This is a genomic window from Rhodohalobacter sp. SW132, from assembly GCF_003390325.1.
GTDB lineage: Bacteria > Bacteroidota > Rhodothermia > Balneolales > Balneolaceae > SW132.
Window position 1 is genome coordinate 471019 of record NZ_QUOK01000003.1, and the last position, 16751, is coordinate 487769.

5 protein-coding genes are annotated in these 16751 nt (G+C 43.2%); 2 read left to right on the plus strand and 3 right to left on the minus strand.

The genetic code is table 11. The annotated features are described in order from the left end of the window. Position 1 precedes the first annotated feature (1 nt). Positions 2-3250 carry a toxin gene (locus tag DYD21_RS08820; protein ID WP_116035402.1) on the plus strand — a complete coding sequence of 1083 codons (3249 nt, stop codon included), beginning with the start codon at positions 2-4 and terminating at the stop codon, positions 3248-3250. A gap of 455 nt (positions 3251-3705) precedes the next feature. Here the strand turns inward: DYD21_RS08820 and DYD21_RS08830 are convergent, their stop codons facing one another. The 3 genes from DYD21_RS08830 to DYD21_RS08840 all read right to left on the minus strand — a co-directional run bounded on the left by DYD21_RS08830 (position 3706) and on the right by DYD21_RS08840 (position 7640). Then, on the minus strand, positions 3706-4812 hold the full coding sequence (locus tag DYD21_RS08830) for an ATP-binding protein (RefSeq protein WP_116035405.1): 1107 nt from the start codon (positions 4810-4812) through the stop codon (positions 3706-3708). A gap of 3 nt (positions 4813-4815) precedes the next feature. Further along, the gene (locus DYD21_RS08835) at positions 4816-5610 is read right to left on the minus strand and encodes an alpha/beta fold hydrolase (protein ID WP_116035407.1); all 795 of its coding nucleotides are present in this window, start codon (positions 5608-5610) and stop codon (positions 4816-4818) included. Positions 5611-5717: 107 nt separating this feature from the next. Further along, positions 5718-7640 (minus strand): sensor histidine kinase, encoded by a 1923-nt coding sequence (locus tag DYD21_RS08840; RefSeq protein WP_116035410.1) that lies wholly within the window; start codon positions 7638-7640, stop codon positions 5718-5720. A 1221-nt stretch (positions 7641-8861) separates the two neighbouring features. Here DYD21_RS08840 and DYD21_RS08850 point away from each other — a divergent pair. Then, on the plus strand, positions 8862-16733 hold the full coding sequence (locus DYD21_RS08850; RefSeq protein ID WP_116035415.1) for a SpvB/TcaC N-terminal domain-containing protein: 7872 nt from the start codon (positions 8862-8864) through the stop codon (positions 16731-16733). Positions 16734-16751 lie beyond the last annotated feature (18 nt).

Consider the following 16751-nt stretch of genomic DNA (forward strand, 5'->3'; position numbering starts at 1 on the left):
TATGAATTACTTAGGACATCAGCACCAAAAAAGAAAAATCACTTACAAATTTTCCAACCATTTTCATCCTTACATAGGGGAACTGACAACGAAACTCAATAACGGATCTTTAGACGGAGTTTTGGATGTCGATTTTCTTGAAAGTTTAGGAAAAGATGAAGATAAAACGCTCAAAGAAATTTATGAGCCTCAAAGCAAAACTGGTAGCAATCAGAGCCATCCGTATCAGGTAGAAATGCAAGAGCTGGAAATTGACATCAGTGTAGACGGTCCTTATTCACCCTACAACTGGGAACTATTTTTCCATGTTCCCTTCACCATTGCGGTTCATTTGAGTAAAAATCAGCGTTTTGCTGAGGCTCAGCACTGGTTTCACTATATTTTTGATCCTACTAATAACGATACTTCAGTTCCGGCACCTAAACGGTTCTGGAACTTCCTGGCTTTTCGACAAAAGTCGGATGTAGATATGGTGGACGACTTGTTGAAAACTCTCAGTCGGCCCGAAGACAGTGAAACCAAAGAGAGAGTCAGTAAAAGTATAGAAGCCTGGAGGCGGCATCCCTTTCAACCCCACGTTATTGCCCGTACCCGGTTTGTGGCCTACCAGTTGCAGGTGATCATGAAATATCTGGACAACCTTATCTCGTGGGGAGACAGCCTGTTTCGCCAGGATACCATTGAAACCTTAAATGAAGCCACTCAGTTATACGTGTTAGCGGCAAATATTCTGGGCCCTAAACCCCAGTCTATTCCCCGCAGAGGAACCACCAAACCCCAAACTTTTGCATCGCTAAAGAATAAACTGGACTCTTTTGGAAATGCGCTGGTTGATTTGGAAAACAGGTTTCCTTTCAATCAAAGTATTCCGCAAACAAAAAAAACAGACACCGAAGGTACAGAAACGCTGTTGGGCATTGGTCAAACATTGTACTTCTGCATTCCAATAAACGATCAACTACTGGGTTACTGGGATTTGGTTGCCGATCGGTTATTTAAAATCCGACATTGCATGAACATCGAAGGCATCGTTAGGCAGCTGCCACTGTTTCAGCCTCCCATTGATCCGGGCATGCTTGTTAAAGCGGCCGCAGGAGGAATCGATATCAGCAGTTTGGTAAGCGGGTTGAATCAACCTTTATCTCCCGTCCGTTCAACACTCTTAATTCAGAAAGCACAGGAAATTTGTGGCGAGGTACGTTCATTGGGTAACTCGTTGCTATCTGTACTGGAGAAGAAGGACGGTGAAGCCATTTCTCTCCTGCGACAAGAGCAGGATATTCGCATCCAGGAGCTGTCGCGTGATGTTCGTTATCTACAGTGGAAAGAGTCAGAATCGGCTACCTTCTCTTTACTAAAATCCAGAGAATCAGCCTACCAGAGATATCGCTACTACAAACTATTGTTAGGAAACAAAGAAGGCGATTTTAGCGATCTCGAACAAGTAGATTTAGAACGTACCACTCTAACAGAAGAAAACTTTGATGAGGTATATCAAGAGCTGGTTGGTAAATATGAGGAAGATATTCACTTAGATGATTATTCGATTACCGATCAAGCAGATAGCAGCAGTCCTTCCAATCAATCCGGTGCAACCGGGCTAGGGGAACTGCATTTAAATCGGAATGAATCGAAAGAGTTAAATCAGCATATGTTGGATGCCAGAAAGTTTAGAGATACTTCAAATTCGGCAAGCCACATTGGTTCGACTCTTGCTTTAATACCTTCTATGGGAATTGATTTTCATTATTGGGGCATAGGTGGTCGTAGTAAGGTTTCGGGAGGTGAAATGTTAGCTGCAGTACAAAGATTAGTATCTAATTATTATAGTTTTAAAGCATCAAATGAAGATAGTTATGGAGCTAGTGCCTCCAAAACTGCTACCTATGAACGTCGAGCCAACGACTGGATGCTACAAGCCAACCTTGCTGCCAAAGAGCTTACTCAAATGGGCCGGCAAATCATTTCATCGTTGATACGGGAACAAATCACAAAAAAGGAATACGATAATCAGCTACAGCAGATTGAGCATGCCAAAGAAGTGGACACCTTCCTAAGGGATAAATTCACAAACGATGAGCTGTATTCCTGGATGCAGGGAGAGCTCTCCAGACTCTATCATGAGTCCTATAAATTTGCTTTTGACATTGCTAAAAAAGCAGAACAAACCATGAAACACGAGCTCATGCGCCCGGAAGCAAATGAGCGAGACTTTATCAAATTCAACTACTGGGATGCCGGCAGGAAAGGCCTGCTGGCCGGGGAAGCCCTTACGTTTGATCTCAAGCGTATGGAAATGGCTTACCACGAATACAATAAGCGGGAATATGAGATTACGAAACATATTTCCATAAAGCAGCTGAATCCAATGGCACTGCTGCAATTAAAATCTGCAGGCGTGTGCGACGTTCAGGTTCCGGAGTGGCTTTTTGATATGGACTGTCCTGGCCATTACATGCGCCGCATTAAAAATGTTGCGGTATCAATTCCAGCAGTTGCAGGTCCATATACAAGTATAAACTGCACGCTTTCACTACAGAAAAGTACCATTCGAAAATCGCCAATCATTGGTGATCAATATGCACGTGATATTGAAAACGAGGATTCCCGCTTTATAGATTATTATGGAACGATCGAATCCATTGTGACCAGCAGCGCTCAAAATGACAGTGGTATGTTCGATGTAAATTTACGTGATGAGCGTTTTCTGCCTTTTGAGAATGCAGGTGCCGAAAGCACATGGCGTATAGAACTACCCTCTGAAGTTCGCCAATTTGACTATAATACGATTTCAGATGTGATCCTTCATATTCGCTATACGTCAAGACAAGGTGGCGGCCAAATGGCTAAAGAGGCCTCGTCCAACATCAAAACATTGGTAGGAAATGTTAATAAAAATGGGCTTACCCGTTTGTTTAGCCTGAAGCATGACTTCCCCACAGAATGGCGTAAGTTTAGTAATTCGGAAGATAGAACCTTCAAAGCCACTATAACTAAGGATCACTTTCCATACATAACACAAATTGGTGATATAAATGTGGACGACGATAGTGGTTCACTGCCTTATCAACTAATCGAGATTAAGCAAGATAATCTGGATTTAAATACAATTCCTTTAAATAATATTGGTATTAATTTAGCTATAGATGACAGTGATAAAGGACTCGAAATAACAGATGATGAAGCCGGGACCTTAAAAGGTATAGATGGTGATCTGTTCTTTCTGGTTTATTATAGTATTGATGTTTAGAAATAAGTTTTGATCTTCGGAGAACAAGCTGTCAACCAGATCGATTTTCGATTTATAGGACTGCCAGCTCCGTCCTTCCATTAAAAAAAGCATTAGATATTAACGCTCTGGCGCTTACATCTATATTTATGTATGATCCTCAAATTAACCGATCCATCTTTTCCTTCAACCTCTTTGCCGTCAAGTGAGTATACTTCTCAGTCACCTTCTGGCTCGAATGCCCGGTCATATAGCTTGCTTCAGCCGTATGGAATTCTTTCTCGATCCAGGTTGTCACCGCCTGTTACCTCATACCATGTAAGCTACGGGTAGTGGGAATGCCAGCGAACTTTGCGGTTAATACACTGGTAGATGAAGACATAATCTACAGGGTTAACCTTCAAAAACGGTTGTAAGCCACCATCAGTCGATATTGCATCCGTTTGATATCGAATACGGACAGTCTGTCATGAGGGCTAATTTTTGGTAAATTGTAGTTTAAATACAGATCCTTCGCCAGGTTTTGATTCGGCGCTTATCGAACCCCCATGATGTTTCATGATCCGTTTACAGGACGTAAGGCCAATCCCAGTGCCAGGGATGTCCTCATCGGTATGGAGACGCTTCATAAAAGAAAATATTTTTGCGGTGTTTTCCTTTTCAAACCCGATCCCATTATCTCTAACACGTATGTAATAATAATCATGGGTTGTATTCTGAGTTACCGCAATAACCGGTGTCTCTTCTGACCGATATTTTATTGCATTTTCGAAGAGATTCTGAAATAGTCTTATCAGTTGCGGTTCTGACCCCGAAATAACCGGCATTTCGGAAATATGGAACACAGCCCCATTATTTTTCACATCATCTTTAAGCAAATTGATCGACTGCCGGCACACATCTCCAATAGAAACTGAGGAATAATCTGGCTGACTATCATTTACTTTCGAATATTCAAGCAGATCCCGAACCATCATTTTCATTTGATTTGAATTTCTTTTGATCAGAGAAAATAGTTTATAACCTTCTGAACCTGGTTCTATAATCTTTTTCTTTTCAAGTAATTCAATCATTCCGGATATAGTCCTAAGCGGACCCTGCAGGTCGTGAGAAGCAGTGTAGGCAAACTGCTCGAGGTCACTATTTACCTGTTTCAGTCTAACTGTAGCATTCTCAGCTTTCTTCCGTTCTTTTAAAAGCTCACTTTCGTACATCTTTCGCTGGGTGATGTCCACAACAAAAACACTAAATGTGTGTATTTTACCCGGATCAGCAGCGTCCTTTTTCGCATTTATCAGTGCTGGAAATGTGACCGAGTTTCTGCCTTTCATCGTAAGATTGATTTCCGATAGTTCCCCTTGCATATTCAGCAAAGGTAATACATGGGTATGACAGTAGATTTTACTACCAGTTTTGAGCAAATCCTCGATTGAACGAGCCTCAATCTCTTCATCGCCGTCATAACCGAGCCATCTTCTTAGCGTTTTATTTATCCTCAATATTGCACCACCTCTGTCTATCTGCAAATACCCGCAGGGTGCGTTATCGAGAAGCTGATCTGTTATCATTTTTCTCCCTTTCATTCATTATAGAAATTGCTTTATTGCACTGATTGTGGCATCCGGATTTGTAAGATGAGGAAGGTGTCCTGGAACTTCAATCTGAGTGAAAAGGCTGTTCTGTATTTTTTGATGCACAAACTTTCCCACATCAACCGAAGCAATCACATCCGGATTACTTTGAATGATCTGAACAGGTACTTTCACCATTGGCAGATCATTCCGGTTATCCCCCAAAAAGGTAACTTTTGCAAAGTGTTTTGCGATGTCAGGATTCATCCGGCAAAAACTGTTGTACAGCTCACCTGAGTATTTCGGTTTTTCCGGGTGGCCGGCAATTATTGGTGTAATATGGCTCGACCAGCCAAGATAATTACTTTCAAGGGTTTCGATCATATCCTCAATATCCACTCCTGAAAATCCGCCGTAGTAACTATCATCATTGATATAACGAGGGGAAGGACCAATTAAAATAAGTTTGTCAAATAGATCCGGTCGTTGAATCGCTGCCAGAACTCCAATCATACAGCTCACTGAATGACTCACCAAAATCACGTTTCTGAGTTTCAGCTCATCACAAATTTCAATGATATCCTGTGCGTATCCCTGAAGAGAGTCATATTTTTCGAAGTCGTACGCAGATTCATCAGATTGGCCGGAACCGGTATGATCAAAGAGTACAATCTTGTATTCAATTTCAAATTCAGGTGTGATAAACCGCCACATGTTTTGATCGCAGCCATACCCGTGGGCGAACATCATCGGCTGTTCACCTTTACCAAATTGGGTAATATTATTTCTTTTAACAGCACTTTGCTTCATATGTAACCTATGCGTTTAAGAGAATGTATATGATACGTTCTTTATTCCGTAGACTTTACAATATAGTTTTTCATTTACAACCTTGATTCAAATCTGTCAACCTGGGTTTACTCTAAAATAAAACCTACATCTTTCTCATTTGATTTATCGAAGGCAAGCATGAATTCCACCCCACGATCCAGGGATGTATATAAATTTTCACCTTTAAGCTGTTTTGTGAGCGTTTGAATCAACTCCATCCCAAGAGAGCTTCCGTTTCCTTCGGGGTCGAAATCATCCGGCAGACCCTTTCCATCATCCCGGATTTTCAGCGTTACTGTTTCATCTTCTTCGATTAGAGAAATATCCAATAATCCTGTACCCCCGTCACTAAATGCATATTTAAGCACATTTGTAATGACTTCGTTTACAATGAGTGAGCACGGAAGCGCTTCGTTGATATTCAATTTAACCGGCTCCATATCAAACGAGACATGCATATCAAGAGATTCTTCATAAGTACTCACTAAACTAGAGATGATCTTTTCGATATTTTCATCAATTCTTAGATTTTCAAAACTTGAAGAATTATAAAGCAGTTCATGGATGGTTGCCATGGTCTGAATACGTTCGGTACTGGCAATTAATTTTTGCTGTACCCGTTCATCCGTTTCAGTATATATTTGCAGCTGCAGCATTCCAGACACCATAGCAAGGTTATTTTTTACCCGGTGATGAACCTCAGCAAGTAACGTTTCTTTCTCTTCCAGCGATTTCTCATTTCTTCTTGATTGCTCTTCTAATTTCACCACTTCAGTAACGTCCACAATGGCTCCAATGATATTTTTCGGTGTACCATCTTCATGTCGATCCACATAGATGCGATTCATCACATATTTGTAGGGCCCATCGAATGTTCTGATTCGGTACACTAGTTTTGCTTTCTGGCTTTCCCCTTCTACCGTTTGGGCCACATCACGGATCACCCGTTCAAGATCTTCGGGGTGAATTTTATCTATCCACCAATCATAATCCACAAATTTTTCCGTATGTGGATAGCCGAGAACATCGGTTAACTCATCTCCCCAAGAGAGATTTCCCGACGCCCAATCCAGTTTATAGATGAGATCCTTGGCAACCGATACAACTTTTTTTAGTTTAACTTTAAGGTCACGGACCCCTTGTTGTGCTACTTTCTTCTTATTGATGTCTCTGGCTGTTACATACCAATGGTTCTTATCAGCCGAGAATTCACACTGAAACCATCGTTTCCGGTTCTGATGATCTATAAGCCGAACCGATGTTGAATAGTGGCCCTTTTGTAGATTTCCAGTCAAAAACCATTGTTCTATTGTATCAACTACAACCCCATTTAATTCCGCAATTTCGGTAAATGATTTCCCCCGTAACACATCCGGCGAGTAACCTAACACCTTCTCCACATCGTAGCTGACATCCCTGATATTCCCAAAATTAGGCTCCAGGAGGAATGTAAGTTCTGTTGAATTATTTAGGAATGCAGATTTGATTTTCAGTTCTCTGCTATTTTTATTCGACAATTCTTTTTCTTTGAAGAGCATAATATGGGCTTCTGCTGCACCAGCCATCACCCCAAGATTATTTTTCTGAACATCTAATAGATTACGGGGGTTGGAGTCACATATACAAAGAGCCCCAATTTTAGTCCCGGACTCATTTCTGATAGGGACACCAGCGTAGAATTGAACATTATCTATTTCCAGATCAGACAGCAGAGTAGTTACTCTCTTATGGTCCCGAACATTTTGAATGATGGACAACCCCTCATCTAGATCCAACATGCCTGAAATTTTTTTAACTGCGGTAACGACAGGTTCTTTATTAATTCCATTGGATGCTAGTATCCTAATATCAGAATCCTCATGCATGTAAATCAGCGAAGTGGTCGTTTCACAAATATCGGACGCCATTTTCAGGATCGGCATCAACCGGCCTTTCAGTCCATTCAAACCCTTATCATGAGATGGGAAATCTGTGTTTATTTCATTCTCTATAATCATAAGTATAGGCATGATTCAATCTCTTTCTATTCGGTGTTGAATCGGCTCAGGCTTATAAACTGGGAAACGTCACAGGTGGGGTTATTTTTTCCGCTTGCATCTTTAATAATGCAGTTCGAAAGGAATAGTACTATAAAAAGTATTGCAGAGCTTGTTTAAAACTCTATTAAAAGTGATTAAAACTAAATGATAGCTCTAGTATACACGCCTAACACGTATAAGCTCTTCTTCGTTCACTTTCTTGAAGCTCATGAAAAGTAATATTCTTAATATGCCGTCATGCCAAAATGTAGAACCGAGATTAAGTTTTATTTTAATCTCATGCTGTTCAACATTTTATATAATATATACATACATCATTCCTCTTCTAATGTTCCATCTCAAACGCTTGATATATGTTAGTTGGACCATGAGTGCTGGTGAATGGCTTTTATCCATCGTTGTCCAAATATTTCATGCAGTAAGAGTCCCCCGAATCATTTCACAAAGAAGCAAATCGATCTATAAAAAATTGAAGCCATTTCTCTGAGTCTACGATCTCATCTAAAAGGCATAAAGACTCCTCCCAATTCATTTTTCCGCAGTACAAAATTGTGGATGTTACTGTTTAATCTGACCTCCTACACATAATCACTCCTATTTCTGCTTTTAGGTTGTAATAGTATGAGCAAATTTAGGCAGGAGCCTTACAAAAGAATAAAACTATTATTTCACACTATAATTTAACAAACCAGACTTTTTTCTGTTGAATTTAATGTATTGAACTATTACTTAAATCGTTTAAGCACCAAACTTCCACAGCATCAGTATATGTTAGGCAGGAAATGTAACCAAAGACTCCATGCGCTTGAGATTGCAAGCGTATTGTGCCAATCTCCACTCTCCATTAGCCTTCTCAAAATTTCTGAACAAGAACTGGCATAATCCCATCGCGCTCTTCCTGATGCCCAAGCCGTTTCAACCATCAATTTTGAGAGAGGTGTATCCGGCGATAAAGGAGTTTAAGCATATGTCGGGAAATAAATTGCAGAAGATGATTGAAAATTTCGGTAGTAAATTTAGGTAGTGATTTAAATAAAATTTTTTGTTATAAATTATAACAGAAATGAGAGTTAACTGAAGTAATCAAAATTAAGAGATAGAAGCCTTTTCGTAAATATTTTACATCAGCATTAGAGTATATCAGTAATTACTTGAGAAAACGCACTATCTAACAATAACTGAATAATTCTGATGCGTGATAATAGCTCTAAATATCCGAAAGAAAATAGAGAGGGAAATACGGGCATTTCAGAACTTATTAAGGAAAACCCGACCCAATCCGACGCAATAGAAATACCACAAATATCCTTACCCAAAGGTGGTGGTGCATTAAGGGGTATCGATGAAAAATTTGAGGTTAATGCTGCAAACGGAACAGCTGGATTTAGTATCCTCCTTCCGGTTACCCCCGGCCGTAACGGGTTTGCTCCTTCACTCACGCTAAGCTACAACTCAGGTGCCGGCAATAGTCCTTATGGATTAGGATGGTCTCTTTCTTTACCTGCTATCCAGCGGAAAACGGATAATAAGCTTCCCCGATATCGGGATGGAAAAGAAGAGGATATTTTTATGTTTTCCGGGGCTGAAGACCTGGTACCATATTTAATAAAAAATGAAAGTGGCGAATGGGAGGCAAAAGAATTTACAAGAGAGGCTTATAGGGTAAAGCAGTATCGTCCCCGGGTGGAAGGAGGCTTTGCAAGAATAGAAAAGATCAATCACCACGCTCATGGTGTATATTGGAAGGTAACAACCAAAAAAAATATGGCCACGATTTTTGGCAGAAACCCCTCTGCCCGGATAGCAGATCCTGAGGATAATAGCCGCATTTTTCAATGGATGCCCGAGCTCAGCTATGATGACAAAGGCAACTGGATACGTTACCATTATAAAAAGGACAGCAATTTAAACGAAGATGGCAGTTTAAATGAGGATGTAAGCATACCCGCCCATCTTTATGAAAAAAGCAGGAAATCGGGATTAGCTCCTTTTTCAAATGTTTATTTGAAAAAAGTCATCTACGGCAACCGTAACCCGTATTATGCTGATCCTTCAATGCCTTATGATCCTCCCCTTCCCGAGGATGCGGATTATTTTTTTGAAGTGGTAATGGATTATGGTGAACACGATGAAACTACTCCTACCCCTTCAGAAGATATAGTATGGCAATATCGCCAGGATGCTTTTTCTTCATATCGCTCGGGATTTGAAATCAGAACAAACCGTTTATGCAAAAGGATCCTGATGTTTCACCATTTTGAAGAGGAAACGCAGCTGCATGGATATAGAGAAAATGGAAATCCCATAGAATCCCCTTTTGGTGTCAATTACCTGGTTCGCTCACTGGACCTGCAGTATGAACCTGCCATTATAAACCGGCAATCTTTTTCCATAGATGGTACGAGTCCGGCTGAAGTGGTTTATCTGAGTTCTGTTACACAGAATGGATATATCCGGAAACCAGATGGCAGCTATTCTAAAAAAGCACTGCCTCCCATAGAGTTCACCTACGAAATGCTCAATTGGAATAGGGAAGTAAGGACTGTCAGCAAAGAAAACATCATGAATGCGCCAGTGGGGCTTACCAATAATTACCAGTGGGTGGACCTGTATGGAGAAGGAATTTCTGGCATTCTTACCGAACAAGGAGGCGGCTGGTATTATAAAAGTAATTTAGGCGACGTGGAGGAGGACGGAGAAGTCACATTTACTCCGGCTCAAAAGGTAATTCCCAAACCTTCCTTTACCGGCCTGGGCAATGGAGTTTTATCTCTTCAGGATCTGGCCGCCAACGGAGAGAAACAGGTGGTGGTGAACACGCCTGGTTTGAAAGGTTATTATGAGCTTACCCATGATAACGGCTGGACGTCCTTTAAGGAGTTTGAACAGATCGCCAATGTAGACCTGCAAGATCCGAATACACGATTGATCGACCTGAATGGGGATGGTCAGGCTGAACTGGTCGTAACGGAAGAAAATGTGTTTGTATGGTATGCTGCCGACGGTAAAAAGGGACACCATCCCGCACAAAGAACTCTCAAAACCTTTGATGAAGAAGAGGGTCCGGCTATTGTTTTTGCCGATTCGCAACAAACTATTTTTCTGGCCGATATGTCCGGGGATGGCCTTACGGATATTGCCCGAATACGCAATGGAGAGGTGTGCTACTGGGCTAATAAAGGCTATGGAACATTTAGCGCCAAAGTCAGCATGAGCAATGCACCGGTTTTTGATTACCCGGACCAGTTTAATCCCCAATATTTACACCTGGCAGATGTAAGCGGAACGGGTGCCACCGACATCATTTACCTGGGAAAGAATAAATTCAGGGCCTTTATTAACTTATGCGGCAATTCCTGGAGTGATGCCCATGAAATCGAACCCTTCTTATCGGTAGACAGCAATACCAAACTTTCGGTTACCGACCTGCTGGGTACCGGTACCTCCTGTATCGTTTGGTCTTCCGATCTGCCGGCTCATGCCAATACTCCTATGCGTTACATCGACCTGATGGACAGTAAAAAGCCGCATGTAATGATCCATTACAGAAACAACCTGGGAAAAGAGACCCGGATGGAGTACAAAAGCTCTACTTATTTCTATTTGCAGGATAAACGGTCAGGCAAACCCTGGATCACCAAACTTCCTTTCCCGGTGCAGGTGGTGAACAGGTCGATTGTAGAAGAAAAAATTACTGACGTACGCTTTTCCAGTCAGTACCGCTATCACCACGGCTATTATGATCATCCGGAGCGGGAGTTTCGGGGTTTTGGCATGGTTGAGCAGATCGATACGGAATATTATCCGGAATGGAGCAGCAACAATGCCGGCAACCAGCTGGAAAAGGATGAAAAACTGTACCAGAAACCTGTACTGACCAAAACCTGGTTTCATACCGGCGCTTTTCTGGATCGGGAAAGGATTCTGGATCATTTTAAATCAGAATATTGGTTTGAAGAATATAACCGCTCTTTCCCCGATGCTCCTCTAACAGTTGCAGAGCCGGAACTTTCGGATGCCACAATAGAAGTTTCTGCATTTCTTCATGATGCCGGAACTACGGTACTGAATACGGATGAATGGCGGGAAGCCTTGCGGTCCTGCAAGGGCATGACCCTGCGGCAGGAGGTGTTCGCCCTGGATGGTGAAGAGACTGACCCTGATTCTTTAATCAAGCAAGCGAAACCTTTTTCCGTGGCAACCCATAATTCCCAAATACAAATGCTGCAGCAAAAAGGTAACAACCGCCATGCAGTTTTTATGGTAACCGAAAAGGAGACAATCGCCATACAGTATGAAAGAAATGAAGCCGATCCCCGCATCGCACATACCCTGAATGTATCCATAGACGACATGGGGAACGTCCTGGAATCCGCCTCCGTGGTATATCCCAGGAAAATAGAAGCCTTAAACCATTCCATAAACGCACTTGAAACGCGCATTAACAGCTTGTCCTATGAAAGAGAAGAGGAAAGAACGGCTGTTTTAGCTGCCGTAGACAATTTAAGTATAGAACAAGCTAAAACACTCATAACATATACGGTACATAAACTGACAGATGATATCCTGGAGGCGGATGTGTACAGGTTACGACTCCCCTGTGAAACCAAAATCTATGAAATTACGGGTTTAAGCCGGACAGGCCAACTTTTCCAGATAGAAGATTTTAATACCCTTATCGGTGAAGATAATGTTATTGGATATAATGGCTCCCCCGATCCTTTATCGGTTCAACTTCGCCCGATCGAACATATCCAAAGCACATATTATAACAATGACCTGACCGCTGAGCTGGGTCTGGAGGAACACGGGAATCATGGCATTCCCTTTCAGACATATCAACTTGCCTGGACACCGGATTTGCTGGCGGAAATTTTTGAAGATAAACTTCCCTCAGCCACAGTTGACCTGGAAAACCTGCTCAGTGACAACGACGATAATACAGACGGTGACCAAAGCTACAGCCAGTGCCGCTTTGTACACCGGGGGGATGATAACTGGTGGATCCGCTCCGGCACCACCCATTTTTACCAGAATACCGCTGAGACTTTTACTGATATGCAGGATCGTTTCTTTACCCCGCAGACTTTTCTCGATCCTTTCGGCTCCGAAACCCGGGTATCCTATTATAAGGATTACTTCCTTTTGATGGATACTTCGACGAATGCCATTGGTAATGAAATAGCGGTGGAAGAGTTTAATTTCCGCACCCTATCCCCCACAAGAATGCGGGACATCAACGATAATCTCTCCGAAGTGCTGGTGGATGAGCTGGGTCTGGTAAAAGCTATGTCCATGCTCGGAAAAGGAGAACAGGCGGATAATCTTCATGGGTTATCCGATTTTATGACTGTTGATGAACCGGACCAAATTACCGGATATTTTTCCTTGTCAGATACAGCCGATTTGAGAAACCATGCCCGGGCACTGCTCCAAAATGCTACGGCTCGCTTTGTTTATGATTTCAATCGCTATGCAAATTCCATGGATCTCCTTGAAGATCAGGAAAGAGATAATCCGGAAGCGGGTCCTTGCGAACAGGTAAAATTACTTCCAATAGTTGTAGGCTCAATCCTAAGGGAGCGTCATGTTCAGGATGTATTGAACGATCCTGTCCTGACGGAAAGCCCGCTTCAGCTAAGCTTTGAATATTCAGACGGCCTGGGCAATGTAGCCATGAAAAAAGTGCAGGCGGAACCCGGACCTGCTCTGCGATTGAACATACAGCCCGACTGCAGTTACACCATTGAAACCGTTGACACCGGCGCTGATGATCAACTTCGCTGGATCGGCAGCGGACGAACCGTCTTAAACAACAAAGGGAATCCTGTTAAGCAATATGAGCCGTATTTTTCCGTCAGCCCGTTTTATGAAGACGCCAAAGAACTGGTAGAACGTGGGGTAACACCTATAATCCATTATGATGTGGCAGGCCGGAATATAAGAACAGAACTGCCGGATGGTACCTTTACCCGAGTCGAATTCGATCCCTGGCAGCAGGCCACCTTTGACACCAGTGATACCGTGCTGGAAACCGATGCCCCTTCTGCTTCCGGGAATACCTGGTACGAAGCGAGATTAACGGGCGCCATGGGCGCGGCAGCCCAACAGGCAGCCGAAAAATCAGCCGTTCACAGCGGCACACCCAGCAGGGTATTTCTGGATACCCTGGGGAGGCCAATCCTTAGCCTGGAGCATAACCGGTGGAATATACATAGGGACGGAGCTACAGAATCATTTGAAGAGATCTACGGCACTTTTATTCATTTGGATATAGAGGGCAATGCACGATCTGTTGTAGATGGGCGTGGAAACACGGTAATGAGCTGGAAGTACGATATTCTCGGGCACCGGGTATACCAGGAGAGCATGGATACAGGAAGGCGCTGGATGCTGAACAATGTGGCCGGCAACCCTATTCAAAGCTGGGATGAGCGGGGGCATATTTTGCGGTACACTTATGACATTTTACAAAGGCCGCTTGCTACTCATATCTCGGATGGCGATGGAGAAACGCACCTGGACCATACCATTGCCCGGATATTTTATGGTGAAGGGGAAACCGATGACAAAGCCAGAAATCTCCGGGGACAAGCCTACCGGCTTTACGACTCAAGCGGATTGCTGCAAAATGACACATTTGATTTTAAAGGTGGCCTGCTGACAGGAACCCGGCAACTGGCATCGGACCCTGAAGCAGAAGTCATTGATTGGCCCGAACATCCTGCGGATAGTCTGCTGGATAGCGAAAGATTTACCAAAAATACTCGCTATGATGCCCTGGGACGGATTGTGCGGCTGGAAAATTGGCACAGCGCTAATACTAAAACTGGTATTTATATCCCACAATATAATGCCCGAGGTGTCCTGCAAAGTGAAAATTTTGGATTGGATGGCTCAAGCACACCGGCAATCGCAGATATCCAATACAATGAAAAAGGACAGCGAACAAGAATTCAGTATGGAAATGACACGGTAACCCGCTACGAGTATGACCCGCTGACCAACCGGCTCTTATTATTACGAACCACATCGGACCGCGGCAGTACGCTACACCAGGAGTTGCACTATACCTATGATGCATCAGGCAATATCACCGAAATACGGGATGATGCTTATCGGGTTACCTATTTTGATAACGTGCGCATAGAACCCCGCAGCCGTTACACCTACGACAGCCTCTATCGCCTGATCGAGGCCAGAGGCAGGGAAAACAGCAGCTTTAATGAAGCGCCTTCCCGGCAGGAACCGGATGCCATCCCGAATGTTACCTTCCCGGAAAATGACGCAACCGTTTCCCGCAACTATGTCCAATCTTATACATATGATGTTGCAGGCAATATACTGGAAATGCGGCACCGCGCCGGAACGGGAAGTTTCAGCTTACGCTGGACGAGAAATTACGAATATGCACCTGACAGCAACCGGTTAACCAGGACCTCTACCAATAGCGATTCTTCTGGAGTGAATTACGACTACGATGCCCACGGCAGTATGCTCAATCTGATCAACTCACCTGATGATTTCCGTATGAGCAGGGATTATCGCGACATGATCCATACGGTAAACCTGGGCGGCGGTGGAAGAGCCTATTACCAGTATGACAGCAACAAGCAACGGACCCGAAAGCGTATTGAGCGATTGAACGGTACTATAGAAGAACGCATCTATCTTGAAGGCATGGAGATATACCGCAGGACCACAAATGGAGGCAGTCCTGAAGAAGAAATTGAAACCCATCACCTGTTTGCAGACGACCAGCGGGTACTGATCGTGGAAGATGTAAAATTTTCCGGCACGTCAGGTTTACCGGAAGCTGTTTTATTCCGTTACCAATACAGCAATCATTTGGGATCGGTAGGACTGGAGCTTAACCAGGCCGGACAGTTGATTTCCTATGAAGAATACCACCCCTATGGCACCACAGCGTATCGTGCAAAAGGAGCCGATGTCCAATCCGTAGCCAAGCGCTACCGCTATACCGGTATGGAGCGGGATGAGGAGACTGGATTGAGTTATCACACGGCGAGGTATTATCTGTCCTGGTTAGGGAGGTGGGGAAGTGCGGATCCGATAGGGATAGAAGGAGGCGAAAATGTATATACTATTGCTAATAATAATCCTATCAGGTACACAGATTCTTCAGGGTTACAACCGAATGATGAAACAGAAACGGAATCAGCAACAGCGAACTCTGCTGCGGAACCTGATGAAGGTTTGGGCAGCTATGAAGTTGAGCGGGAAGAATTTGATTGGGACGGGGAGTTATTTTTCGGGAGAAGAAACCCCTATTCGTTAGTTCCTCCTCTCGATTTTCCGATTTTGGATCCAGAGTTGCTGACTTTGAGACCTCCAGGTCTTTTTTTACCCGTGCTAACCCCGGAAGGAGACGAGATTTTCGCACTAATACCACCTTTTAATCCACCTTCATGTGGATCTATCCCTTGTCGTATATCAGATGCTATCCAGGAAGGAGCCAGAGAATATGCAGTAGAAAGCGGTACGACGGATTCTCAGTTTAGACAAGCTATAGAACAAGAGCGGCAACGAGAAGAAGCTGCATTTCGGACTATTACAGGCCAGGAACCTGATACTCCCGATTTAGGAGAAACTCTGGGACGAGTAGGTTTAGATATTGCTGAACGTGCAGGCTTTGTGGAAGACCTGAAAAATTATGCGCTTGGTGAAGGGCTTCCTCTGTCGATTATATTGGGTGTAGGTTATCTCACTTACGGTGCTTTCAGGACAGGTATTGAAGTGGATGGCACTCATCTTACTGATTCACTTAATACTCTGAGCAGTATTGTGCCAGAAGTGCCTATAGGAGATTGGGCATTAAGATTCCCTGGATCGGATGCTGTTACTGTTCCTGGAGTATCGGAATTACCAGGAGAAGATGTCATTGGGTTTGGGCTTGGAGTGTCTTATACACCAGGTGGTGAAGAATCAGGAGTGAAACTTCTATTTGATACAAATACCCGTGCCAACATCCGGGATATAAGCCGATCACGATACGAGTTTAATGTGGGAATAGAATTAAACTTAGATCGTATTTTGCCCTGATTTATATAGCAAACCTCT